This window comes from Mesorhizobium sp. L103C105A0 (genome assembly GCF_000502215.1).
Classification (GTDB): domain Bacteria; phylum Pseudomonadota; class Alphaproteobacteria; order Rhizobiales; family Rhizobiaceae; genus Mesorhizobium.
The window spans coordinates 294,152-319,088 of record NZ_AYXF01000005.1 but is presented as its reverse complement, the minus strand read 5'-3'; the positions used below and the strand labels follow the sequence as shown (position 1 = coordinate 319,088).

The 24,937-nt window shown below is 64.1% G+C and carries 24 protein-coding genes; 10 read left to right on the top strand and 14 right to left on the bottom strand.

Annotated elements, in window-relative coordinates; genetic code table 11:
• The first annotated feature begins 73 nt into the window (after positions 1–73).
• Complete coding sequence (locus X727_RS147615; protein WP_023673466.1) at positions 74–1,177, top strand: NAD(P)/FAD-dependent oxidoreductase; 1,104 nt, start codon at positions 74–76, stop codon at positions 1,175–1,177.
• A 58-nt stretch (positions 1,178–1,235) separates the two neighbouring features.
• Here X727_RS147615 and gcvA read toward each other — a convergent pair whose 3' ends face one another.
• The gene (gene gcvA / locus X727_RS147620; protein ID WP_023743899.1) at positions 1,236–2,135 is read right to left on the bottom strand and encodes a transcriptional regulator GcvA; all 900 of its coding nucleotides are present in this window, start codon (positions 2,133–2,135) and stop codon (positions 1,236–1,238) included.
• 117 nt (positions 2,136–2,252) lie between these two features.
• Between gcvA and X727_RS147625 the strand changes: the two genes are divergently transcribed.
• Positions 2,253–2,957, top strand: a complete 705-nt coding sequence (locus X727_RS147625) for an SDR family oxidoreductase (RefSeq protein ID WP_023715144.1) — start codon at positions 2,253–2,255, stop codon at positions 2,955–2,957.
• A 31-nt stretch (positions 2,958–2,988) separates the two neighbouring features.
• Here the strand turns inward: X727_RS147625 and X727_RS147630 are convergent, their stop codons facing one another.
• The 7 genes from X727_RS147630 to X727_RS147660 all read right to left on the bottom strand — a co-directional run bounded on the left by X727_RS147630 (position 2,989) and on the right by X727_RS147660 (position 10,484).
• Complete coding sequence (locus tag X727_RS147630; RefSeq protein ID WP_023673469.1) at positions 2,989–3,891, bottom strand: carbohydrate ABC transporter permease; 903 nt, start codon at positions 3,889–3,891, stop codon at positions 2,989–2,991.
• A gap of 1 nt (position 3,892) precedes the next feature.
• A complete protein-coding gene (locus X727_RS147635; protein WP_023693797.1) occupies positions 3,893–4,831 on the bottom strand; it encodes a sugar ABC transporter permease in 939 nt (312 codons plus the stop codon).
• A 102-nt stretch (positions 4,832–4,933) separates the two neighbouring features.
• Positions 4,934–6,259 (bottom strand): ABC transporter substrate-binding protein, encoded by a 1,326-nt coding sequence (locus X727_RS147640; protein WP_023693796.1) that lies wholly within the window; start codon positions 6,257–6,259, stop codon positions 4,934–4,936.
• 39 nt (positions 6,260–6,298) lie between these two features.
• Positions 6,299–7,384 carry a sn-glycerol-3-phosphate ABC transporter ATP-binding protein UgpC gene (gene ugpC / locus X727_RS147645; protein ID WP_023689809.1) on the bottom strand — a complete coding sequence of 362 codons (1,086 nt, stop codon included), beginning with the start codon at positions 7,382–7,384 and terminating at the stop codon, positions 6,299–6,301.
• Positions 7,385–7,579: 195 nt separating this feature from the next.
• On the bottom strand, positions 7,580–8,158 hold the full coding sequence (locus X727_RS147650) for a DUF922 domain-containing protein (RefSeq protein ID WP_348524529.1): 579 nt from the start codon (positions 8,156–8,158) through the stop codon (positions 7,580–7,582).
• Positions 8,159–8,223: 65 nt separating this feature from the next.
• Positions 8,224–9,501, bottom strand: a complete 1,278-nt coding sequence (locus X727_RS147655; RefSeq protein ID WP_023834507.1) for a D-tagatose-bisphosphate aldolase, class II, non-catalytic subunit — start codon at positions 9,499–9,501, stop codon at positions 8,224–8,226.
• Positions 9,498–10,484 (bottom strand): sugar kinase, encoded by a 987-nt coding sequence (locus X727_RS147660; protein WP_023834506.1) that lies wholly within the window; start codon positions 10,482–10,484, stop codon positions 9,498–9,500. Before X727_RS147660 ends, X727_RS147655 begins: the two co-directional genes overlap by 4 nt.
• A 210-nt stretch (positions 10,485–10,694) precedes the next feature.
• Here X727_RS147660 and X727_RS147665 point away from each other — a divergent pair, with 210 nt between their 5' ends.
• A complete protein-coding gene (locus X727_RS147665) occupies positions 10,695–11,324 on the top strand; it encodes a glutathione S-transferase family protein (protein WP_023834505.1) in 630 nt (209 codons plus the stop codon).
• 149 nt (positions 11,325–11,473) lie between these two features.
• Positions 11,474–11,707, top strand: a complete 234-nt coding sequence (locus tag X727_RS147670) for a hypothetical protein (RefSeq protein WP_081726147.1) — start codon at positions 11,474–11,476, stop codon at positions 11,705–11,707.
• Between the two features lie 67 nt (positions 11,708–11,774).
• Here the strand turns inward: X727_RS147670 and X727_RS147675 are convergent, their stop codons facing one another.
• From X727_RS147675 to X727_RS1000000167990, 6 genes are all read right to left on the bottom strand, one after another.
• Positions 11,775–12,272: an N-acetyltransferase gene (locus X727_RS147675; protein WP_023685888.1), complete on the bottom strand. Its 498-nt coding sequence runs from the start codon at positions 12,270–12,272 to the stop codon at positions 11,775–11,777.
• A gap of 11 nt (positions 12,273–12,283) precedes the next feature.
• The gene (locus X727_RS147680; protein ID WP_023693787.1) at positions 12,284–13,300 is read right to left on the bottom strand and encodes an ABC transporter permease; all 1,017 of its coding nucleotides are present in this window, start codon (positions 13,298–13,300) and stop codon (positions 12,284–12,286) included.
• Entirely contained in the window at positions 13,297–14,868 is a 1,572-nt protein-coding gene (locus X727_RS147685) for a sugar ABC transporter ATP-binding protein (protein WP_031204360.1), read from the bottom strand. Before X727_RS147685 ends, X727_RS147680 begins: the two co-directional genes overlap by 4 nt.
• 448 nt (positions 14,869–15,316) lie before the next feature.
• Positions 15,317–16,264: a substrate-binding domain-containing protein gene (locus tag X727_RS147690; RefSeq protein WP_023834503.1), complete on the bottom strand. Its 948-nt coding sequence runs from the start codon at positions 16,262–16,264 to the stop codon at positions 15,317–15,319.
• Between the two features lie 406 nt (positions 16,265–16,670).
• Positions 16,671–17,678 (bottom strand): aldo/keto reductase, encoded by a 1,008-nt coding sequence (locus X727_RS147695; RefSeq protein ID WP_023699153.1) that lies wholly within the window; start codon positions 17,676–17,678, stop codon positions 16,671–16,673.
• Positions 17,675–18,031 (bottom strand): hypothetical protein, encoded by a 357-nt coding sequence (locus X727_RS1000000167990; RefSeq protein ID WP_155923583.1) that lies wholly within the window; start codon positions 18,029–18,031, stop codon positions 17,675–17,677. Before X727_RS1000000167990 ends, X727_RS147695 begins: the two co-directional genes overlap by 4 nt.
• 45 nt (positions 18,032–18,076) lie before the next feature.
• On the opposite strand from X727_RS1000000167990, the gene X727_RS147700 reads away from it, so the two are divergent.
• From X727_RS147700 to X727_RS147725, 6 genes are all read left to right on the top strand, one after another.
• A complete protein-coding gene (locus X727_RS147700) occupies positions 18,077–18,301 on the top strand; it encodes a hypothetical protein (protein ID WP_023673483.1) in 225 nt (74 codons plus the stop codon).
• Between the two features lie 117 nt (positions 18,302–18,418).
• Positions 18,419–20,905: a DNA ligase D gene (gene ligD, locus X727_RS147705; protein ID WP_023673484.1), complete on the top strand. Its 2,487-nt coding sequence runs from the start codon at positions 18,419–18,421 to the stop codon at positions 20,903–20,905.
• A gap of 273 nt (positions 20,906–21,178) precedes the next feature.
• Positions 21,179–22,084, top strand: a complete 906-nt coding sequence (locus X727_RS147710; protein WP_023673485.1) for a Ku protein — start codon at positions 21,179–21,181, stop codon at positions 22,082–22,084.
• Positions 22,081–23,208, top strand: coding sequence for a tetratricopeptide repeat protein (locus X727_RS147715; protein WP_023834502.1), 1,128 nt, complete (start codon positions 22,081–22,083; stop codon positions 23,206–23,208). The genes X727_RS147710 and X727_RS147715 overlap by 4 nt, the downstream gene beginning before the upstream one ends.
• Positions 23,209–23,414: 206 nt before the next feature.
• Positions 23,415–24,059 carry an alpha/beta family hydrolase gene (locus X727_RS147720; protein WP_023834501.1) on the top strand — a complete coding sequence of 215 codons (645 nt, stop codon included), beginning with the start codon at positions 23,415–23,417 and terminating at the stop codon, positions 24,057–24,059.
• A gap of 7 nt (positions 24,060–24,066) precedes the next feature.
• Positions 24,067–24,837, top strand: coding sequence for an exodeoxyribonuclease III (locus X727_RS147725; RefSeq protein WP_023727066.1), 771 nt, complete (start codon positions 24,067–24,069; stop codon positions 24,835–24,837).
• The last annotated feature ends 100 nt before the right edge of the window (positions 24,838–24,937 follow it).

Here is a 24,937-nt window from a genome sequence, read left to right as displayed (position 1 = left end):
CTGCGCAACGGGTGACTTGTCCCGCCTGCGCCTCTGCGCATAACCTCTGCCAACCCGGCGGGAGGAGAATCGCTTGGACACCACTGTCGTTATTGTCGGCGCCGGGCCTGCCGGCCTTGCGGTCGGTGCCTGCCTGAAGCGGGCAGGAGTGGATTTCATCCTGCTCGAAAGATCGCAGGAGATCGCGCCCGCCTGGCGGCGGCACTATCGGCGACTGCATCTGCATACGGTCAAGTCGTTCTCGTCGCTGCCGTTCCTGCCCTTTCCCAAAAACTATCCGCGCTACGTGCCGCGCGAACTGGTGGTCCGTTACCTCGACGACTATGCGGAAAAATTCGATCTGCGCCCGCGCTTCGGCATAACGGTGAAAGCCATTCGCCGTACCGACAGCGGTTTTCTGGTCGAGACAGGTTCGGACAACCTGAAGGCGCGCCATGTCGTCATCGCCAGCGGTAACAATGCCGAGCCGATCGTCCCCCGGCTCCCTGCCATCGAGGCTTTCAAGGGCGAGGTGCTGCACAGCGCCGACTATACGCAAGCGGCGCCCTTTGCCGGCCGCTCGGTGCTGATCGTCGGCATGGGCAACACCGGCGCCGAGATCGCGCTCGACTTGGCGGAAAGTGGCGCGCGTCCGACCATTTCGGTGCGCAAGGGCGTCCACATCGTGCCGCGCCAGCTGTTTGGCGTGCCGATCCAGATGGTCGGCATCGCCAGCCGGCCAATGCCGCAGGCGCTGAACGAGTGGATGTTTCCGATCATCCTCGATTTCGCGCTGGGCAAGCTCGAGAGATACGGCATCGTCAGGCCGAAGCAGGGCATCCTGCAACAGATCGACGAAGTCGGCCGCATCCCGGTCATCGACGTCGGCACGGTCGACGCCATCACCAAAGGCGCCATCAAGATCGCACCCGACATAGCGGGCTTCACCGAGCGCGGCGCTGCGTTCACCGACGGCAGGCTGGAAAATTTCGACGCCGTCATCCTCGCCACCGGCTATCGCCCGGGCTACGAAAAGTTTCTGCCCGTGGAATTGCAGCCGGAGCGCAGTGGCGTCAACGCCCGCGCCTCGCAACTCGGCCTCTACCTCGTCGGCTTCTACAATCCGGTCACCGGTCTGCTCAGGGAAATTGGACGCGAGGCGAAGGCAGTGGCGGCCGACATTGCTCGGCGAGGCTGAAAGGGGCGGCGTCGGCCAAGCTGCGGATCTCCCGCCTTGCGGGGAGATCGGCTATCTATCACAGCCGCGCCGCATCGCCCTCATCCAGCAGCCATTGCCGCACGGCTTGCGTCGGTTCTGGGTGCCGTTGCTTGCGCGGCATCACGACATAGAAATCGTGCGTCCCACGCATCTCCGCGTTGATCGGCTGCACCAGCCGGCCGGCGGCAATGTCGGCAGCGACGAGGAAACGGCTGGCCAGTGCGATGCCTTGGCCGGCAATGGCGGCGTCGATGGCTAGGCCTGTCTGGTTGAAGCGCATGCGTTTGGCCCCGGTGGCCATCCTCAGGCCGAGCGCTCTCTCCATGAATTCCGGCCACAGATTGTGCGCGTCGTGCAACAGGACATGATGCTGGATATCGGCCGTCGCGATCTCGTTCGCCTCGGTAGGCAGCAGGGCAGGGCTGCAGATGGCGACGATCTGCTGTGGGAACAACAGGTCGACCATCAGGCCGGCGCCGAAGGGCGGGCGGCCTTGCCTGACCGCAATGTCGACGCCGTCGGCCTGAAAACTCGACAGGTTTTCGCTGGCCAGGATTCGCAGATCGACGAGCGGGTTGTGCGCGACGAACTCCGGCAGTTTCGGGATCAGCCATTTGGTGGCAAAGCTCGGCGTGACGCTGATCGTCAGCCGCGCCGGTTCGGGCCGCAGCAGCAAGGTGGCCTCCGAGATCAGCTCGAAGGCGCGGCGGATGTTGGGCATATAGGCGCGGCCCTCATCGGTCAGCGCCAGGCCGCGCGGCAGCCGGTCGAAGAGTTTTGTGCCGAGATCGGCCTCCAGCCCGCGTATATGCTGCGCCACCGCCCCTTGCGTCACGTTCAGCTCCTGCGCGGCGATGCGGAAGTTGAGATGACGCGCGGCGGCTTCGAAGGCACGCAGCGCATTCAACGGCGGCAGGCTCAGGAAGGCTTCGGGCATGCAGGAGTTTTTCTACAGCTTGATTTCAGGCTTTCTGGTTCGAACCAGATGGCAAGACCGGCTATATCATCCTTTGAAGTCGCGAGACACACGCCGCAAAACCCCAAGGAGAGAAAAATGAGTGTAGAAAAAGTGGCAGTCGTCGTCGCGGGTGGCAGCGGTATGGGCGCGGCGGCGGCCAAGCGGCTGGCGGCGGACGGGTTCAAGGTCGCGATCCTGTCGTCCTCCGGTAAGGGCGAGGCTCTGGCCAAGGAGATTGGCGGCCTCGGCGTCACCGGCTCCAACCAGTCGAATGACGATCTGCAGCGGCTCGCCGACCTGACGCTCGAGCGCTTCGGCCGCATCGACGTGCTGGTCAACAGCGGCGGCCACGGGCCACGCGCGCCGATCCTCGAAATCACCGACGAGCAGTGGCACACCGGTCTCGACGTCTATCTGATGAACGTCATCCGGCCGGTGCGCATCGTGGCGCCGCAGATGGTCAAGCAGAAGGCCGGCGCCATCATCAACATCTCGACCGCCTGGGTGGTCGAGCCGAGCCCGATGTTCCCGACATCCGCCGTGTTCCGCGCCGGTCTTGCCGCCTACACCAAGATCTTCGCCAACACCTACGCCGCCGACAATGTGCGCATGAACAATGTGCTGCCCGGCTGGATCGACAGCCTGCCGGCCACCGAGGAGCGCCGCGACAGCGTGCCGATGCAGCGCTACGGCACCTCGGAGGAAATTGCCGCGACCATCGCCTTCCTCGCTTCCGAAGGTGCGGGCTACATTACCGGCCAGAACATCCGCGTCGACGGCGGCATCATCGGCGCGATCTGACCGCGCCGGTCGCCTCGCGTGAGCCGGCGCGTCACTCCTTCACCGCGCCGGTCATCGACGAGACATAGTGCTCGACGAAGAACGAATAGAGCACCACCACCGGCAGCGAGCCGATTAGCGCTCCCGCCATCAGCGCCCCCCATTCGTAGACGTCGGAGCGCACCAACTCGGTCAGCACACCCACCGGCACGGTCTTGTTTTCCGAGGACTGGATGAATGTCAGCGCATAGATGAACTCGTTCCATGACAGGGTGAAGGCGAATATGCCGGCGGAGATCAGGCCGGGCACCGACAGCGGCAGCACGATCTTGGTGAGGATCTGCCACCGGCTCGCTCCGTCTATCAGCGCGCATTCTTCCAGTTCGAACGGGATGGAGCGGAAGTAACCCATCAACAGCCACGTGCAGAACGGCACCAGGAAGGTCGGATAGGTAAGGATGAGCGCGAAGGGCGTGTCGTAGAGCCCGAGGTTGAACACCATCACCGACAGCGGAATGAACAGGATCGAGGGCGGCACCAGATAGGCGAGGAAGATGCCGAGGCCGACCTGCCGCGCCCCGGAGAAGCGCAACCGCTCGATCGCATAGGCGGCGAACACCGACGCCAGCAGCGACAGGAACGTGGCGGCGGTCGAGATGATGATCGTGTTGAGCAGCCAGCCCGGATAGGAGGTCTCGAACAGGAGATAGCGGATGTGCTCCAATGTCGGATGCACCACCCAGAACGGATTGAACTGCGCATAGTCGGTCATCTCGAGATTGGGCTTAACCGCCGTGATCGTCATCCAGTAAAACGGAAACAACAGCACGAAGACGAACACCAGCAGCGGCAGATAGACCGTCACCACGCGGCGCGGCAGGCTCTGCAGGTAGCCCATGCCGCCTTCGTCGATATCCCCACGTTTCGCCTTCCTTGTCGCGGCCGTCTTGACCATGTCAGTCTCCGCCGCCTTGTTGCCATTTGCGGCGTTGCAGGCCGAAATAGCTGAACAGGATCGCCGCCAGCAGGAACGGGATCATGGCCACCGCGATGGCCGCGCCCTCGCCAAGCTGGCCGCCGGAAATGCCGCGCTGGAAAGACAATGTCGCCATCAGATGCGTGGCATTCACCGGTCCGCCCCGGGTCAGCACGTAGATCAGCTGGAAATCGGTGAAGGTGAAAAGCACCGAGAAGGTCATGGTGATGGCGATGATCGGCGTCAGCAGCGGCAGAGTCACATAACGAAACAACTGCCAGCGACTGGCGCCGTCGAGCGTGGCCGCCTCGTAGAGCGACTGCGGAATGGTCTGCAGGCCGGCGAGCAGCGTGATGGCGACGAAAGGAATGCCGCGCCAGACGTTGGCGGCGATAACCGAAGCGCGCGCATTCTCCGGATCGCCGAGGAAATTGATGCGGTGGTCGATCAGGCCCATTTGCTGCAGCGCCCAGGACAGGATGGAGAACTGCGAATCGTAGATCCACCAGAAGGCGATGGCTGACAGTACGGTGGGCACCACCCAAGGCAGCAGGACTATCGCGCGGAAGAACGATTTGAACGGCAGGTTTTCATTGAGAATGAGCGCCAGCCACAGGCCGAGCACGAACTTCAGGATCGAGGCGCTGACCGTGTAGAGCAAGGTGTTGAAGACGGACAGCCAGAAGACGGCGTCACTCCACAGATACTGATAGTTCTCGGTGCCAATGAAGATGCCGGGGCGGCCGATACGGGCATCGGTGAAGCCGAGCCAGACGCCCAGCCCGAGCGGATAGGTCAGGAAGACCAGCAGCAGCGCCGCCGCCGGCAGCATGAAGCCGAAGCCCAGCGCGTTGCGGCTTTCGGAGATCCGCGAAAGCATCGACGGACGCGGCTGGGCGGCAACGGACGGCACGGCCATGAAGGGCTCCTCATCGGGGAATCAGGTCACGGCGTCAACGGCCGCCATGGGATTGTGCGACGGGCCGGGCAGCGCACTAGACGCTGCCCGGCGGTGCCGTGATCAAACGCGGTAGTAGCGGTTGGCGCGCTTCTCCGCCTCCTCCATCGCCTCCTGCGGCGTCGCCTGGCCGGTCACCGCCTTGGCGAACATGTCGACCAGGACATAGTCGGCCATGGTCGCCGCCGAGGCATAGCCGAGCGGCCCGGCATAGCCGTTGGGGCGCAGCGTCGCCGAGGCCTTGGCATAGGCGGCATTGTTCGGGTCGGCCGTCCACACTGGATTGTTGTCGAAGGCCTTCAGCGTCTGGCAGCAATAGCCCGCCGAGGAGGTGATCCAGTCGGTCATCTGCGGATCCTCGAACATGAACTGCAGATAGGCCTTGGCCGCATTGGGGTAGGGCGTGTAGTTGAAGATGACGGCGGTGGTCACCTGGAACAGTTCGACCGATTTCCCGACGGGACCGATCGGCAGGTTGGTGGTGCGGATGTCCTTGGCGATCTCAGCCAGCTTCGGATCGTTGTCCTTGTTGATCTTGGCCGTATTGTAGGCGGAAATGCCGTTGGCGATGACGCCGAGTTCGCCGGCCAGGAAGGCGCGGTTGTTATTGACGTCGAGCCAGCTTTCGGTCCCGGGAATGAAGGTCTTGTAGAGTTCCTGCGCGTATCCGATCGCCTTTAGCGTCTCGGGGCTGTTGATCGCCACCTTGCCGCTCTCGTCGACCATCTGGCCGCCATGGCTCCACAGCAGCCAGTGCGCGTAATTGTTGCCGTCGCCGACGCCGTGGCCGTGCGTGAAGCCGGCCGGATGTCCCTTCGCCTGCAACGCCTTGCAAAGCTCGAGGAAGCCTGCCGTGTCCTTCGGAAATTCGGAGAAGCCGGCCTCCTTCACCCAGCTTTCGCGATAGACGATGGCATTGCCGATCGTGGCCAGCGGCAGGCCGACGAACTTGCCGTCCCGCGTCGCATATTGCTTTGGTCCGTCGTGCCAGCCGCCATATTTCGAGCCCAGATACTCGCCGAGCTCGGTCACGTCGTGCAGCTTGTCTGGATATTGATGCGGGTCGTCGAACCAGACGAACATGAGGTCCGGGCCGGAACCGACATTGGCGGCGACCGCTGCCTTGGGGCGAATGTCCTCCCAGCTTTCCTTGTCGACACGAACCTCGACACCTGTCGCCTCGGTGAAGCGCTTGGTGTTGGCCAGCCATTGATCCTCATCGCCCTTGACGAAGGGCGACCAGCGCAGCAGCCGCAGCTTTGCGCCTTCCTCGGGCTTGTATTTCAAGCCCTCCTGGGCAAAAGCCGGCGAGCCGACGAACCGGCTTCCCAGAGCTCCCGCCGCGGCACCTGCGGTCGTGCGGATTACATCGCGTCTCGTGAATTTCATGGTCGTCTCCTCCGGTTTATCTTCCTTGCTATGCGGTCCTTACCATCCGTTACGCGTTTCAAATCGTGTTCCAGTCTTGCCGTCAAAGAGATGAATCAGGCCAGGCGCGGCAGAGAGCCGTATGGATTCGCCCGGTGTGAAGGCATGGCGTTCGCGGAAATTGGCGACGATCTCGTCGCCGCCGGCGGTGCGGCCGATGATCTGCACTTCCGACCCGGTCGGCTCGACCACCGCGACGGTGACTGGAATGCCTTGGTCTGACGATAGCCGCAAATGCTCGGGCCGTATTCCCAGCACCACCGGATGACCGTTGCCAACGGCCGGCGCGCCGGCCAGCGGCACGGAAATTCCCCCGGCGCCGCGAAAGGACGGAGACCCGTCGGTGACGATCTCGCCCTTGATCAGGTTCATGGCGGGCGAGCCGATGAAACTGGCGACGAAGAGATTGTTGGGCCTGTCGTAGAGCTCCAGCGGCGGTCCGATCTGTTCGACGATGCCGTCATGCATGACGACGATCTTGTCGGCCATGGTCATGGCCTCGATCTGGTCGTGGGTGACATAGACTGTCGTCGTCTTGAGCCGCTGGTGCAGTTCCTTGATCTCGGCGCGCATCTGCACCCTGAGCTTGGCGTCGAGATTGGAGAGCGGTTCGTCGAACAGGAAAACCTGTGGATCGCGCACGATCGCCCGGCCCATGGCGACGCGCTGGCGCTGGCCGCCGGAAAGTTGGCGCGGATATCGCGTCAGCAATGGCACCAGCCCGAGGATTTCGGCGGCGCGCTGAATGCTGGTAGCGCAATCGGCCTTCGAAACACCTTTGAGCATGAGCGAGAACGCCATGTTCTCGGCGACCGTCATGTGCGGGTAGAGCGCGTAGTTCTGGAACACCATGGCAACGTCGCGCTCTTTCGGGGCAACGTTGTTGACGACCCGATCCCCGATGGCGATCTCGCCCCGAGAAATCTTTTCCAGGCCGGCGATCATCCTGAGAAGGGTCGATTTTCCGCAACCCGACGGGCCGACCAGCGTGACGAATTCGCCGTCATCGATATCCACACTGACGCCATGCAGGACCTCGACGGTCCCGAACGATTTGTAAACGTCGCCGATCGCGACAGACGCCATCGATCTCCTCCCGAATGCTTCTTGCGACGCCCCGAAGGAAACCGCTCCTCTCCCGCCTCGCGACCGTCTCCCATTCCCCGAACAGGTCGCGCGACAATCAGACGGTAGCGCTACCAAGCCTGCCTGTAAAGCGGCCATGCGGCCGGTACTCTTGTCGTTCGGAACACTCGGCGCTATGACCGGCACACCGGCAAACTACCTCCCATTCACAAAAGCCAGCACCAGCTTCTGCAGGTTTCCGCCGGGGCCGAATTCGACTCGGTCGAAGTCGCGGCTCGCCTGCCGCTGTGCCAGCGAGATCTGGGCGAGTTGCCTCGTCAACTCGGTTCTGATCTTGCTGCAGCCGGGGTCATCAGTAACGGTCAGGCCGACGCTCACCGCCTCGATCTTGCGCACCATCTCGGCGATGGCTGCGCCATGCACTCTCTCGTGGGCGGCGAGCCCGGCGATGAACACCGTCCAGTTCTTCTGGACGGAAGCCGGCAACGGTTCGGCCGGCTTCGGCAAGGTGTAGGTGATGATCAGTTTCGGCCGCGCCGACACCAGCTCGCAGGCGTCGCCTTTCGGCCTGTAGTCCCTGGTCCAGGTCAGCTTGAAATTGGTGTGCGCGATGACCCGGCCCTTGCCGAGCAAGGGGCCGGCTTCGCCGATCGCGGCATAGAGTTCCGGGCCGGTCCGCCCTGCGATGGCGTAGGTCTCGACCTTTTCGACCGGCTTCCAGTCGGCGCGTGCCGGCGACGCCAGCAGAGAGGCCGCGAACAGGAGAAAGAACATGGCTGGTTTCATGGAAACGTCAGAGACACTGGGCTGAGGCAAAGATCAACCCGGCGCAAATGCACTCAGGTCCCACGGCAGGCCGCGTCATAGTCGGCCAGCACCTGATCGACAGCTTCGAGAAGGATAGCCTCGGGATTGCCCGCCGACCCGAGTTCGGCCGGCAGCGCCGGCAGGAATTGCCGCATCAGCGTTTCGGGAATGGCGACCCCGTCCAGCGCCTTGCGCAGGCGCTCGACGGCCGCGACAGCGGTGGGGTTGCTCCAATAATAGCGGATGCGGTCGCTGTAGCTGTAATGCCGCTGCACATAGAGCTCTGCTTCGTTGCCGTGATAGTGGCTGTGCCAATGGCCGGGTGCTGCCAGCATCGCGCCTTCCATGGTCCGGGCGAGCGACCGGTCGCCATAGTCCCTGGCCATTTCGGATGCTATCAGGTCGAGCCCGTAAAGCGCCTCGCGCAAGGCGAAGGTCAGGCCGGGGCCGACCTTGAGGATGGGAAAGCCGTTTGCGACCAGCGCGGTCAAAGCCGCACGGCTCTGGTAGTCGGTCGAATGCGCCTCGTAGACGAGCGACGGCTGCTCATCGAGCAAGCCGGTCAGGCCCTTGGATTTCTCGGGCGCGTAGGCGACGACGTTCTGGCTGCCGAATTCCACGCCCGGCTGCACCACCACGGCCATGACGCGGCCGAACGCCTCGGTCAGGCCTTCGCGGGCAAAGATCTCCCGGTGAACCTCGATCGTGCGCCTCGCCGCCGCCGCCGCCGTCGGCTTCAACTCGCTGATCGCATGGTCGACGCCGCCGGGGGCGGGAACTTCGGTGCCGATGATGTAGACCGGCAAGGTGCTGCCTGCGGCGTGCGCGCCCGTTTCGGCCGCCTTTGCCAGCCGCGCCGCCCGGGTGGCGATGGTCTCGTCGTCAAGCGCCGCCGGCTCGCCGGCGCAGCCCATCGATGCGTCGAGATGGATCTTGGTGAAGCCGGCCGCGATATAGGCGCCGACCATGGCCTCGGCCTTGTCCATCGCCTGCGCCGCCGGCTCTGCGCGCCACGGGTTCGGTCCCAGATGATCGCCGCCGAAGATGATGCGCGAGGCTTCCAGCCCCTCGCGGCAGGCGATCTCCAGCACGAAGGCGACGAACAGCGCCGGGGTCATTCCGGTATAGCCGCCGAACTGGTTGACCTGATTGCAGGTTGCCTCAATCAGCAGGTTTTTCTCCCTGTCGGCAACGGCGCGCCTGATCGCCGTCTGGATCACCAGCGGATGCGCGGAGCAGATCGAGGTGATGCCGTAGGGCGAGCCGTTTTTGCGCGCGCTGGCGAGGCCTGCAAGCGGGTTGGCGCTCATGTCCGTCTCGCTGTTCCCTTGATGAATTGGTCAAGCGCATCGAAGCCGGCGGTGCCTTCCATCGGGCCGCGCCGGGTGACGTTGCGGGCGCCGGCGGCATTGGCATAAAGCAGCGCCTTGCCGGGCTCCATCCCCTGGCGGCGGCAGGTCAGGTAGGTGGCGCCGAAACAATCGCCGGCGCCCGTCGGGTCGACTTCCTCGACCTGAAAACCGGCGCAGTCGGTCCTGGCGCCCTCGGCGCCGAACCAGGAAGAGCCGTCAGCACCGCGCTTCAGCACGATCTCGCCGACGCCCCTGGCAAACAGCGCCGCCACCGCCTGATGCTCGTCATCGACGCCCGCCGTAGCGAGCAATTCGTCGCCGGACGGCAGCAGCAGGTCGGCATCGTCGATGAGTGCGGAAAACAGTGCGCCGTCGGAGCCGTCGATCAGCTCCTTGCGCACATTCGGGTCGAATGAGGTCGAGCCGCCGCGGGCACGAACCGCCTGCACTGCGTAGCTGACGATCTCCTTCAGCCCTGCCACCGACAGCGTCGATCCCATGATATGCAGATGGCCGGCCCTGTCCGCCAGCAGGCGCGCAGCAGTGGTCAGGTGGATCTGCCCGGCGGCGGATTCGGCGATGTTGTAGACGAAGTCCCTGATACCATCGGGCCGGTAGCGCACGAAGGCGCATCCCGTCGGGAAGCGGTCGCTGATATCGACGGCTGAGACGTCGACGCCGTCGAGCTCCAGCCTGTCCAGGTTGAGCGTGCCGAAATCGTCGCGGCCGACGCAGCCGATAATGCCGGCGCCGCCTCCCAGCCGGGCGACCTGATCGATGAAGATCGCCGGCGCACCGCTGGGGAATGGCCCGACAAGCGACTGCGGCTCGAGGAAGCCGAAACCCAGTTCCGTCGCCATGATCTCGACCAGGATTTCGCCGGCGACAATCGTTGGCCCCACGCCCTCGGCGGCGATCTCGCTTCGGCGCGAAAGGCTCATGCTTGCGATTCCTCTCACACGCAAACTGATTGCTTGCCCGCGCAGTTATCCGACGCAAATGTTTATCGGGTAAATCGCACATACAGCGAAGTCAATAAAACTCTACATGCGTATAGTTTATCTGTTTCCGCGCGTACACATTGCAGGATTCGGGTGGCTGGGATCGTGGCACCGTGCAAAACAGGCGTCGACCGCAGCGAAAGGACAGCCATGCTCACGCTTCATGATTATTTGCCGTCGCAAAACGTTTGGAAGGCGAGGGTCGTGCTCGGCCTGCTCAACATTCCCTATGAAAGCCGCCTGGTGTCGATTTTCGAGGGCGAGAGCCACACCGACGCCTTCCTGAAGCTCAACCCGGCCGGCGCCGTTCCTGTGCTCGAACTCGAGGATGGCCGTGCGATCGCCGAATCGAATGCGATCCTCATTTATCTCGCCGAAGGCACGCCCTTGCTGCCGGCGGATCGCTATGTCAGCGCGAAAATTATGCAATGGCTGTTCTTCGAACAGTACCATGTCGAGCCGGTCATCGGCTCCCTGCGCTTCTGGACGCTGGCCGGAAGGCTGGAGCGCAACCAGGCGATGGTTCCGGCCAAGCGCGAAGCCGGCGCCCGCACGCTGGCAGCGCTGGAGCGCAGCCTGAACGACACGCCGTTCCTTGTCGGCGACACGCTCACCATCGCCGACATTGCTGTCTATGCCTACGGCCACCGTGCCGAAGATTGCGGCTTTGCGCTGGCGGCTTATCCGGCGGTCCTCGCCTGGACGGACCGGGTGCGCGACGCCATCGGTCCCGGCTATCCCGTGCATCTCTACAGCATCGATCCGCACTCGGCTGCTTGACGGCAAAAGGCGCGCGCGTTCACCTTGCTTAGTCGAAAAGAAGACCCAGATTCTGCTTTGTCGGCGGTTTTTACTCGCAATCCGTTGGCTGGATGGCCGGGTCTCGGCGTCATCTCGACGACCGGCCGGCACTTAGCATGGAGGTGACCATGACACGCAACGACATCATTTCGGTGTTGGGGCCGGTAGACGAGGCGGTCATAGCCGACATCGCGCTGACCGGCGCCACCCTTGAAGAACTGCGCGAGGCGTTCGCCTGGCTCAGTGCCGACGAGGCGCTGGTCAACGAGGGTCGCCCCTTGCCGGGAACGAAGGTGGCGCGGCTGATCGAAATCCTCGATATGCCGGACGACGAGGACGGCCACCAGGCGGTGGCGCAGTAGGCCGTAGGCGTAGGGTATCGGTCTGCGCCACCTTATTCCCCTATTCCCTACGGCCTATTCCATTCCCTTACGCCCTCGACAGCAGCCGGCGCATGATCAGCGAGGCGTGGCCGCCAACGCCGTGCGCGGCCGTGTGGCGCTCGACCACTTCGAAACCGTGCTTGCGATAGAAGGCGATCGCCCGGTCGTTGCCCTCGATCACTTCCAGCGCAATGCTGGGGATGCCGGCATGCGCGACAAGCACCGCGTGCAGCAGGTCGGTGGCGAGCCCGCTGCCGAACTCTGTCTTGTCGATGTGCAGCCGGTCGAGCAGGACATCGCCACGATCGTCCATCGCCGCCATCGCGTAGCCGGCGATCGAACCGTCCGGCCGTTCGGCCACGAACGACATCTTGTTGTCGTCCGCAAGTTCCTCGGCCAGCCGCTCGGGCGCATGCTTGTCGTCGGAGAGCCGCGCAGTGGTCTCTGGCCCCATTATTGCCGAATAGGTGCGCCGCCAGGATTCCCCCAACAGCCGCGACACCGCCGCTATATCTTTCTCGGTCATCGCCCTGATCTGAACCATGGCCTAAATCCTCACCGCCTCACCCGCGACTTCAGCCAACGATCGAAGGCCACGGCCAGGATCAGGATCAGGCCAATGACGATGCTTTGCGTGTAGGACGAGACATTGTTGAACTGCAGCCCGTTCTGCAGCACGCCGATCAGTGCAGCGCCCACCACCGTGCCGCCGACCGAGCCGATGCCACCGAATAGCGAGGTGCCGCCGATGACGACGGCGGAAATCACCGTAAGTTCGTAACCGATCCCGGCCACGGCTTCGGAGGAGTTGAGCCGTGCTGACAAAACGAAGGCCGCCAGCCCGGCGAAGAAGCCGACGATGACATAGACCGAGATCAGAATGCGGTCGACGCGCAGGCCCGACAGGCGTGCGGCCTCGGCATTGCCGCCGACGGCATAGACGGCGCGGCCATAGCGCGTATAGCGCAGCACGATGTGGCACAGGATGGCCGCCGCCGCGAAGATGATCGCCGGCACCGGCACCGGTCCGATGAGCCCGGTGCCGAACCAGCGCATCGAGGCGTCGAAACCGGAGATCGGTCCGCCATTGGAGATGGTCAGCGTCAGGCCGCGAAACACGGTGAGCCCACCCAGCGTGACGACGAAGGGCGGCACTTTCAGCCGGGTGATGGCAAAGCCCTGGACGCCGCCGGCCAGCGCCCCGACGGTGACGGCGGCAAGCAAGGCGGCGAACCAGCCATAGCCTTGCGTGCCCGTGGTCGACAGCGACAGCGTGTTGGCGGTGCCGCCCTTGGCCACCACCGCGGCCACCATGCCGCAGAAGGCGAGCAGTGAGCCGACCGACAGGTCGATGCCGGCAGTGAGGATGACGAAGGTCATGCCGAGCGCGATCAGCCCGGTGATCGAGATCTGCCTCAAAATGTTGAACAGGTTGATTGGATCGATGAAGCTCGGCTTCAGCACGGTGAAGATGACGATCAACACCGCCAGGAACATCAGCGGCCCAAAACTCATCAGAAGCCGCGCGATGTTGATGCCGCTGCGCTGGGTCTGTTCGGTGGTGCTGGTCATTGCGTTGCGTCCTGCTTGCGGTCGAGCGCCATCAGTTCCATCAGTTTTTCCTCGGTCGCTTCGATGCCCGGCATTTCGCCAGTGATACGGCCGCGCCGCATCGTAACGATGCGATCCGACACTGCCAGCACCTCCGGCAGCTCCGACGAGATCATCATGATGGCGATGCCGCGCGCAGCCAACTGGACCAGGATCTGGTGCACTTCGGCCTTGGCGCCGACATCGACGCCGCGCGTCGGCTCGTCGACGATCAGTACTTTCGGGTCGCGCGCCAGCCAGCGGGCCAGGATCACCTTTTGCTGATTGCCGCCGGACAGGCCCTCGATCGCCTGCTCGGGAGAGGCCATGCGGATCGACAGTGCCTTGCGATAGCCGGCCAGCGCCTCGCGCTCGCGCCGTTCGGCCATGAAGCCGGCGCCATTGCTGTAGCGGCCGAGCGAGGCGATGGAGAAATTGTTGAGAATGCCAAGTTCTGCAAAAATCGCCTGGTGCTTGCGGTCTTCCGGCACCAGCCCGATGCCGAGTTTGATGGCGTCGGCGGGGGAGGCCGGGGCGATCGGCTTGCCGTCCAGCGTGATATTACCCGCCGCGATGCGGTCGGCGCCGAAAATGGCGCGGGCAAGCTCGGTGCGGCCGGAACCGACGAGACCGGCAACGCCGAGGATTTCGCCGGCCTTCACATCGAGGTCGACGCCTTCGAGCACGATGGCGTGCGGCGCCAGCGGATCGCGCACCGTTCGCAAGCCTCGCACCGAGAGCCGGACCTCGCCGGCGACGTCGCGCTGCGTCGGCCGCGCGTAGAGTTCGGAGGCGGCGCGGCCGACCATCTTCTCGATGATCTTCGGAATCTGGATGGGCCGGCCGTCGCGGTCGAGATGACCGGCCAGCCTGCCGTCCCGCAGCACGGTCATGCGGTCGCAAATGGCGGACGCTTCTTCCAGCCGGTGGGTGACGAACATGATGGCGACACCGTCCTTGCGCAGCCTGTCCATGATCGACATCAGTTTCTGCACCTCGGTCTCGGTCAGCGCCGAGGTCGGCTCGTCCATGATGATCAGGCGGCTTTCCAGCGACAGAGCGCGGGCGATTTCGACCAGCTGCTGTTCGGCTACCGACAGCGAGGACACCGGCGTCGCCGGATCGATGTCGAGACCGACGCGGGCGATGATCGCGCGCGAGGCGTCCTCCATCCTGCGCCAGCTGACCAGCCCGAGCGGCCCGAGCGGCGCGCGGCCGATGAAAATGTTTTCCGCAACCGTCAGCGTCGGGATCAGGCTCAGTTCCTGATAGATGGTGACGATGCCATGCCGCTTCGCATCCTGCGGACTGGACGGCGCGTAGTCGGCGCCGTCGAAGACGATGCGGCCGCTTGACGGCGGCATCACGCCGGACAGGATTTTCAACAGCGTCGACTTGCCGGCGCCGTTCTCGCCGAGCAGGCCAAGGATCTCACTGGGCCGCACCTCGAGCGAAACGTCGATGAGCGCGGTGACGCCGGAAAAATGCTTGGTCACGCCTTCGACGGAAAGGAGCGGGGGCGATGATGCGGTGGGCTCAACGGCGGACAAGCATTGCTCCCGGATTGCGATAGGCAGGGGGACAGAGGGGGGCGCGACAGAGCGCGACCTCCACCCGTCATGGGCCTTACTCTCACTTCGTCTCGTTCAACCTCNAGCGGGGGCGATGATGCGGTGGGCTCAACGGCGGACAAGCATTGCTCCCGGATTGCGATAGGCAGGGGGACAGAGCCCCCCTCTGTCCTGCCGGACATCTCCCCCACACGGGGGGAGATCAGCAGTTTTGCCGGCAGCACTTTTTCTACAGCGTTGGCGATTGGCGAAAACAGACGTGACGGCCAATCTCCCCCCAAGTGGGGGAGATGTCCGGCAGGACAGAGGGGGGCGCGACAGAGCGCGACCTCCACCCGTCATGGGCCTTACTCTCACTTCGTCTCGTTCAACCNGGACAGAGGGGGGCGCGACAGAGCGCGACCTCCACCCGTCATGGGCCTTACTCTCACTTCGTCTCGTTCAACCTCTCCGCCTTGTCGAGATTGTCCTTGCCGATGACGATCGGCGTCAACAGCACCAGCTTCTCCTTCGGCTCGGTCTTGTCCCTGGCGAAGGCGACCGCGATCTGCACCGCCGTGCGCGACTGTTCGCCGGGGAACTGTTCGACAGTGCCGGCGAGCTTGCCGTCGCGCACGGCGACCAGCGCTTCCGGCAGCGCGTCGAAGCCGTAGATCTTGACGTCGGTGAAGTTGCGCGCGGCACAGGCTTCGAGCGCGCCGAGCGCCATGTCGTCATTGGCGCAGATGATGGCGTCCGGCTTGCCGTTGGCGGCAAGCCCGGCCTCGGTCACCGACAGCGCTTCGGCGCGGGCGAAGTTGGCGGTCTGCTCGAAGATGATCTGGTACTTGTCCTTGAGCGGATCGAGCACATTGTGGACGCCTTTGTTGCGGTCGATCGCGGGCCCGGCACCCGGCTGGCCCTGCAAATGGAACAGCTTGGCGCCGTTGGGGAACGCCGCCACCATGGCCTGCGCCTCGGCCTCGCCGCCCTTGACATTGTCGGCGCCGACATGGGCCAGAATGCCCTCGACGCCGTCGACGCGGCGGTCGATCGTCACCACCGGAACCCCGGCCTTGACCGCTTCCTCGATCGCCGGCGCCAGCGCGTTGACGTCAAGCGGCGAAATCACGATGGCGTTGACCTTCTGCACAAGTGCGGCCTCGATGTCGGCGGTCTGCTTCGGCGCCGAGTTCTGGCCGTCGCTCTCGGTCAGATTGACGCCTTGCGCTTGCGCCTCCGCCTTGATCTCGTTCAGCATGTGCACAAAGAATGGGAAGCCGAGATTGGGCACCGAACCCAATATGGTCAGTTTGTCGGCGGCAAAGGCCATGGGCACAGCCAGCGCCATGGCGCCGGTCGCCACGGTCGACAACAGGAATTCGCGTCTGTTCATCAGATATCCTCCCACATGGATGCAGGAGCCCGAAACCGTTAGCGGCTCGGGATTTTCCTGCGTCGATTCAAAAATGGAGTGTCCTGTGAGCGCCCGAACGGACGCGACGGCGCTCCAGCCGGTCCACCGCAACGTCTCCTCCGCTCGGCGCCGACCCAGGGATGCTAGCCAAGGAAAATCGATTACGCAAGGTGAGGCGAGGGGCTGAAACTGCTAATCTCCCCCCTTGTGGGGGAGATGTCCGGCAGGACAGAGGGGGGCGCTGTCCCGCCGACATTGGCCAATTTCACTTACATCTTTGAGCTAACCTCTACGCAGAATACTTGATGCGGGCGATCCTTCGCGCCCCCCTCTGCCTTGCCAGGCATCTCCCCCACGAGGGGGGAGATTGGCAGCTTAGACGCCTCTACCGATCGATCGTCGTCATCACCCGCTCATTGTAGCGCGGCCCTGAGACCTTGCCCGGCGCAAGGGCTGCGTCGAGCGCAGCTATCTCGGCCGCGTCGAGCGCGATCGCGGCCGCAGCAACATTTTCTTCGAGATACTTGCGCCGCTTTGTCCCCGGGATCGGCACGATGTCAATGCCGAAACCGTCGCCCTTGCCGAGCACCCAGGCCAGCGCGATCTGTGCGGGCTTTGCCCCTTTGGCCGCGGCCACCTCCTGCACCGCAGCCGCAGCCGCGACATTAGCGTCGTAGTTGGCGCCCTGGTAGCGGGGGTCGCCGCGGCGGAAATCGCCTTCCGGATAATCCTCGGCGCGCTTGACGTCGCCGGCGAGGAAACCGCGGCCGAGCGGCGCGAACGGCACCAGGCCGATGCCGAGCTTTTTGAGCAGCGGGATGATCTCCGGCTCCAGATTGCGCTCCCAAAGCGAATACTCGCTCTGCAGCGCCGAGACAGGGTGCACGGCATGCGCACGGCCGATATTCGCCGCGCCCGCTTCCGACAGGCCGAAGAAGCGCACTTTGCCATCGGCAACCAGCCGGCCGACCGTGCCGGCGACGTCTTCCATCGGCACCGCCGGATCGACGCGATGCTGGTAGTAAAGGTCGATATGGTCGGTGCCGAGCCGCTTCAGCGAGCCCTCCAGCGCCTCGCGGATATGGTCGGGCCGGCTGTCACGCTCCGTGCCGACCTGTCTGCCGTTTTCGATGCGGAAGCCGAATTTGGTGGCAAGGGTCACCTCATCGCGCCGGCCCTTCAGCGCCCGCCCGAGCAGTTCTTCATTAGCATAGGCGCCGTAGACTTCCGCCGTGTCGAGGAAGGTACAGCCGAGTTCGATGGCGCGGTGCAGGGTGGCGATCGATTCCGCCTCGTCGGCAGGGCCGTAGGACTGGCTCATGCCCATGCAGCCGAGGCCGATCACCGAGACCTGCAGCCCCTGGCTGCCGAGTTTGCGGGTGCTGAGGGTCATTGCCGTTCTCCTTGGGGCTGAGGAAAACTATAGCGGCCGCTCCTCCAGTTTCCATAGCTGTTCGGCGGAAGAACAGCGCTTCCCCTGACAAAACCCAGCCGCAAGCGCCTTTGCCGGCGGCCATTGGGGCCATGGGGATACCAATGAAGAAGATCTACGAGAAGCCGACGCTGAACCGGCGTCAGCAGCTCTCGCGCGTCACCGCGCTCATAATTCCTTCGGACCACTAACCGAATATTGTCGTCGCCATTGCAAAGCCCACTGTCGAGGCGCAGCGGTTTTTTGCTGCCGTCGGATCGTAGCGCTGCCAGAAGCAGGCGGTCAAAATTGACAGAGCGGCCGATCTCCAGCATCCTTATGCCGCCGCCATGTCTTGCGGTCTTGTGTATGAGTGAGCCATGGCCAGTTCCGTCACCAGCCAGAATTCCAAGCGCGCCGCGGTGCGCAAGGCGCTCGACCGCCACAAGGTCTACGTCACCGCGCAAAGCTTTTCCGGCGGCGTCTACTCGGCCCGCGTGCTGGTCGACGGCGAGGCCTACTGGGTCGACGAGTTCCGGCTGAGCCAGCTCCAACAAGGGCTGTCCCCGGCCGAGCTAGACCTGACGCCCGCCTCAGACGATTGAGCGTGATCTCCACATTCTTCGCACCACGCTGGGAAATCTGAAATGTTGGCGGGACAGCACTGTGCAGGAACGCGGCGCAGGGAAGGTTCGTCCGCCGCCGCCGCTCCCGCCTGACCCATGCCAACCCCGCCAAAACTCAAGGCCTACCGCGCCAAGCGCGAATTTACGAAGACGCCGGAACCGGCGGGCGGGCTCATTTCAGGCGACGGCAACCGCTTCGTCGTCCACAAGCATCACGCCACCGCCGACCATTACGATTTGCGCCTGCAGGTCGGCGGCGTGCTGAAAAGCTGGGCGGTGCCGCGCGGGCCCTCGCTCAACCCGGCCGACAAGCGGCTTGCAGTCGAGACCGAGGACCATCCGCTCGAATATATCGACTTCGAGGGCGTCATTCCCGAAGGCGAATATGGCGGCGGGCCGATGATCGTCTGGGACACCGGCACCTGGGCGCCGATGGACGATGTCGACAAGAGCCTGCGCACCGGCGCCTTCAAGTTCCGGCTGGCCGGCGACAAGTTGAATGGCGGCTGGATGCTGACCCGTCTGAAGCCCAAGCCCAGCGAAGACAGCGAGAAGAAAAACTGGCTGCTGTTCAAGGAGCGCGATCTCGCCGCCGATACCGGCCTCGACATCCTGGAAGCGCGGCCGGAAAGCGTGAAGTCCGGCAAGCGGATCGAGGAGCTGGTGGCGCCGCCGAAGAAGCCGGCCCGCCTGCCGCCCAAGCCCGGCGCGCTGAAACCCGGCGCGCTGCCCGGTGCGGCCAGGGGCGATCCGCCGTCGCGCATCGAGCCGCAGCTCGCCACGCAGGTGCCGAAGCCACCGGGTGGGCCAGTGGAAGACACAGGTGAACTCTGGCTGCACGAAATAAAATTCGACGGCTACCGCACCATGGCGCATATCGCCGATGGCGAGGTCAGGCTGATCACCCGCGGCGGCATCGACTGGACGAAGCGTTACGGCGACCTGCCGCAGGCATTCGCCCGGCTGCCCCTCAGCCAGGCGATCATCGACGGCGAGATCATGGTGCTGGACGAGAAGGGCATCTCGCGTTTCGCGCTGCTCCAGGATGCGCTGTCGGCGGGTGCGGGCAGCAAGCTCCATTTCTATGCCTTCGACCTGCTGCATCTCGACGGCTGGGACCTCCGCAAGGCGCCGCTCGCAAAGCGCAAGGCCCTGCTCGCCGAACTGCTAGCCGGACAGGGCGCCAACTCCGCCATCCAGCTGAGCGACCATGTCGAAGGCGACGGACAGGGGCTGTACGATCAGGCCTCGATCCTTGGGCTGGAAGGCGTCGTCTCCAAGCGCGCCAACGCCATCTACCAGAGCGGCCGCACGAAGAGCTGGACCAAGGTCAAGGCGCTGGAGACCGGCGATTTCATCATCGCCGGCTACACCGTTTCCGACGCGGCCGAAGGACTGGCGGCACTCGGCATGGCTGAATTCGCGGATGGCGAACTGCACTATCGCGGCAAGGTTGGCACCGGCTTCGATGCCGCTACGGCGGGCGACTTGCTGGCCCGGCTGCAGCCGCTGCGCGACGGCGCGACAGCACCCGAGGGTGTGCCGCGCGAGATCATGCGCGAGATGAAATGGGTGCGGCCGATGCTGTCGGCCCGCATCCACTACGCCAACCGAACGGCGGACAATTCGCTGCGCCACGGTGTGTTTCGGGGCTTGCGCGATGTCGGCCTGTCGACGCCGGTGTCGCCGAAGCGCAAGCGGCTGATCGCCGAAGCTGATCTCGCAACCATCTGGGTGACCAATCCGGAGCGGCGGCTGTTCGGCAAGACCGGACCGACCAAACTCGACATCGCCGTCTATTACGCGCTGGTCGGCGATTTCATGCTGCCGCACATTATGGGCCGCCCGGTGTCTCTGGTGCGCTGCCCGACGGGCCTGCCGAAGGACTGTTTCTTCCAGCGCCACGCCTTCACCGGCATGCCGCCGTCGGTGGTCACTTTTGACGCCACCAACTCCGAAGGTGAAACCAAATCCTATCTGTCGGTCGAGGGAGCAAAAGGCTATCTGGCACTCGCGCAGTTCGGCGTCGTTGAGTTCCACACCTGGGGCACGCATCGCTTGAGCCTCGACAAGCCCGACCAGATCGTTTTCGATCTCGATCCGGGTGAGGGCATCGCCTGGCGCGAGGTGGTCGAGGCCGCCGTCCACATCAAGGGCGAATTGGAGCGGTTCGGCCTGGTGCCGTTCGCCAAGACATCCGGCGGCAGCGGCATCCACATAACCGTGCCGGTGACGCAAAAGCAGAACTGGAAGAAGCTGCACCAGGCGACCAGCGCCATCTCCACGCACCTGGCGGCCACCGCGCCCGACACTTTCACCACCACAATGGGCAAGGAAAACCGCAAGCGCCGCATCTTCATCGACTATCACCGCAACGCGCGCGGCCACACCTCCGCGGCGCCTTATTCGCTGCGCGCCCGCACCAACCTGCCGGCGTCGACGCCGGTGAGCTGGAGCGACCTTGAGACGATCGATGCGCCGCAGGATCTGAACTATTCCTCGCTGCCGGGGTTGTTGGCGACCTCGGGCGACCCCTGGGCGGACATGGAGGATTTCGCGAGGGATTTGCCGGCCTTCAAATAAGGTTTTTCTCCCCATTTCATGGGAGCGAGGAACCCAAGTCCATCGACGCTTCGGACAATTTGAATTATTCTCGGCCTTGGACCTTCAGGGCGACTGGAAGATTTCGCTAGGGATTTGCCTGTATCGTGCGCGGTCGGTGTAGGATTTCCGCAGCACCATTCGTCCTTTGGACGAAGCGCTGCAGTAAGCATGATCCCGAAAAGTGGGAACCGGTTTTCGGATAAGATCATGCTCAGTCTGAAATGTCAGTGCGTGGCCGCGTAGGAGAGTATCATGGCGCCCAGGGCAAGTTGGAAAGGTTACCTCAAGCTCAGCCTCGTCAGCTGTCCGGTCCGGCTCTATCCGGCAACGACGACCAGCGAGCGCATATCGTTCAACCAATTGCACAAGAAGACCCACAACCGCATCAACATGAAGCCGGTCGACCCTGAACTCGGCCTCGTCGAGCGCGCGGACTTGGTCAAGGGTTACGAATACGAGGACAAGCAGTACATCATCATCGATGAGGCCGACCTCGAAGCAGTGCGCATCGAATCCAATCACACGATGAACATCGAGGCCTTCGTCGACGAAGACGAGGTCGACGTCATTTATCAGGATTCGCCGTACTACATGGCGCCGGATGGCGCCATGGCGGAGGAAACCTTCGCCGTGCTGCGCGAGGCAATGCGCAAATCCGGCAAGCTGGCCATTGCCCGCCTTGTCCTGTCCAGCCGCGAGCGCGTGGTGACGATTGGCGCGCGCGAGAACGGCATGTTCGTGTGTACGTTGAGGAACCCGAACGAAGTGCGCGGCACGGCTGAATATTTCGGCAACATCCCGGCTGGCAAGCCGGATCCCGAAATGCTGCAATTGGCCGAAGCGCTGATCAAGCAGAAGGAAACCACCTTCGATCCGAAGAATTATGAGGACCGCTACGAGATCGCGCTGATGACGATGATCCGCGAGAAACTGAAGGGCCATAAGCCGATCATTGCGGCGGCGCCCGAGCGTGGCAATGTCATCAACCTCATGGACGCGTTGAAGGCGAGCCTGTCGCAATCAGCCAAGCCGCCGGCCAAGTCGAAGAGCAAGGCCGACGACGCTGAAAAACCTGCCGCCAAGGGTAAGGCGGGTGCGGCCAAGGAAAACCCGTTGAAGGCCAATCTGCTCAAGGCCGTCGGCAAGAGCAAGGGGTGACGGCGCCGACCGGTATAATCCCGGGCGCCGTCTTCGGCGCCATCGGCGCGCTGGCGGCATTTCCGCTGCGGCTCGCGGCCCGTGAGGTGGAGCGTCAGCACGGCCAGTTGCGGCGCGGCGTCACCAGGCGCACCAGCCATGTTGTGTTCGGCCGAACGCTGATCGCCAAGGCCGGCACGGCGAAGGGCGGCGATGCCGAGATCGAGCGCCGGGTTGCAGCCGAGGGCTCCGCTGGCCGAACACTCCTTAGCGAAAATGGCTTCCTGCGCCTGCTTGGTCTGATGAAGACGCCGGAGGCGTCTTCGCTGTCCAGGCAGTCTCTCGTCGACCAGTCCAGACTGTCCGGTGCCGACCTCGACCTGCTCAGCCTGTTTGACGCCTTCGAGCACGATTGTGAACCCTACTCGTTCCGCGATCTGATCCTTGCCCGCAAATATGCCGGGCTGGTCGCCGGCGGTGCATCCTGGGGCGCGATCGCGCGCTCCGTGCATCGCTCCGGTCCGGTCGCTTCGCTCACCGCCAAATCGCTCAATGTCGGCTCGCAGCATGGCCGGCCCGATCAGATCTATCTCGAGGATGGCCAGAGCGAACTCGACGGCCAGCTGCTGTTCGATCTCGGCAGCGCAAGCGCAGCCGGCGACGACACGCTGGAAGAATTGTTCGCCGAGGCTGAAAGCGCGGAAGAGGAGGGCCGGCACGACGATGCCGCGGCGCTCTACCAACGCTGCCTCAGCATCGATCCGAGCGACGCCATCGCCGCGTTCAACCGCGCCAATTGCTTGCGTGGCGCCGGTCGCGTGGCCGACGCGGCGCATGACTATGCAAGAGCGATCAAGCTCGATCCGGCGTTCGTCGAGGCCTGGTTCAACCTCGCCGGGCTGATGAGCGACGAAGGCAAGATCGCCTCGGCGCGCCGGCATCTGGTCAAGGCCATCGCGCTCGACAAGAGCTACGCCGATCCGGTGTTCAACCTTGCCCGGCTGGAGTTCGACGCCGGCAATCTGACCGAAGCCCGCCGCCACTGGGTGCGCTATCTCGAACTCGATGCTGACAGCGAATGGGCGCGCACTGCGCAAAAGGGGATACAGTTCGTCGATCTGCAGCTGGCGCGGACGGCGGGGTGAGATGTTGGCGCGCGAGCACCCCCCTCTGGCCTGCCGGCCATCTCCCCCTCAAGGGGGGAGATTGGGTGTCGCCATCGCTTTCGCCAATCGCTATCGTCGCGAGGTCCGTGAGGCGCTGAAACTGCCAATCTCCCCCCTTGAGGGGGAGATGTCCGGCAGGACAGAGGGGGGGCGAAGGAACTCGGCCTTTACCGGCAGCGCACCCCATGACCACCTTCCTCTTCGACGGCTTTGACACAGCCCCCCTCACCATCCTGCTGGCCCACGGCGCCGGCGCGTCGATGGATTCCCCCTCGATGACCGACACCGCCAAGGCGCTCGCCACAGCCGGCTTCCAGGTTGCGCGCTTCGAATTCCACTATATGGCGGCGCGACGCTATGGCCAGCGCAAGCCGCCGCCGCGCGCCGAGACGGTCAACCCGGAATACATCAAGGCCATCGCCGATCTGAGGGCGAGGGGCGTCGCTGGTCCGCTCATCATCGGCGGCAAGTCGATGGGCGGGCGCGTCGCCTCGATGGTCGCCGACGAGATGTTCGCCAAGGGCGAGATTTCGGGCCTCGTCTGCCTCGGCTATCCCTTTCATCCGCCGGCCAAGCCCGAGCAACTCAGGACAAAACATCTCGCCGACCTCAAGACGCCGACGCTGATCTTCCAGGGCACCCGCGACGAGTTCGGCACGAAAGAAGAGGTCGCGACCTACGGCCTTTCCAAAGCCATCGAGGTGATCTGGCTGGAGGATGGCGACCACGACCTGAAGCCGCGCAAGAGCGTGTCGGGGTTTTCGACCGCCGATCATTTGAAGACGCTGGCCGGGACGGTGAAGGCGTGGACAGGGCGGATCGTTTCCTGATCGCCAAATGAAAATCGCCACCTTCAATATCAACAACGTCAACAGCCGGCTGCAAAACCTGCTGGCGTGGCTGGCGGCAGCCAAGCCCGATGTCGTCTGCCTGCAGGAGCTGAAGGCGCGCGACCTGCAGTTTCCGCGCACGGCACTGGCCGACGCCGGCTATGGCGCGGTGTGGAAGGGCGAGCCGACCTGGAACGGCGTAGCCATACTGGCGCGAGGAGCCGAGCCGGTGCTGACCCGTGACGAACTGCCCGGCGATACCGCCGACAAGCAGAGCCGCTACATCGAGGCGGCGGTGTCGGGCGTCGTCATCGCCTGTCTCTACGCGCCCAACGGTAACCCGCAGCCGGGGCCGAAATTCCAGTACAAGCTGGCGTGGCACGCGCGGCTGGAGGCGCATGCCGCAGAACTGTTCGACACCGGCCTGCCGGTGGCGCTGGTCGGCGACTACAACATCGTGCCCGAGCCGCGCGACATCTACGCCACCCGCTCCTATGACGACAACGCGCTGGTGCAGCCGGAAAGCCGGGCGTCGTTCCAGCGTCTGCTCGAGCAGGGCTGGACCGATGCGCTCCGCAAGAAGCATCCGAAGGAAACGCTCTACACATTCTGGGATTATCGCCGCAACCGCTGGCCGCGCGATGCCGGGCTGCGGCTCGACCACATCTTGCTGTCGAAGAAACTGGCGCGCCGCCTCACCGCTGCCGGCATCGACCGCGATGTCAGAGGTGAGGACGGCGCCAGCGACCACGCGCCGGTATGGGTCGAATTGAAGTGAATTTGGCCGCGTGATCGCGCCCACTTTCGTGGGCGCAGTTTTGCGCTATTTGTTTCGCTGCGGCGGCCGCATGATGAGCAAGGTGCGGCACCGGAGGGGG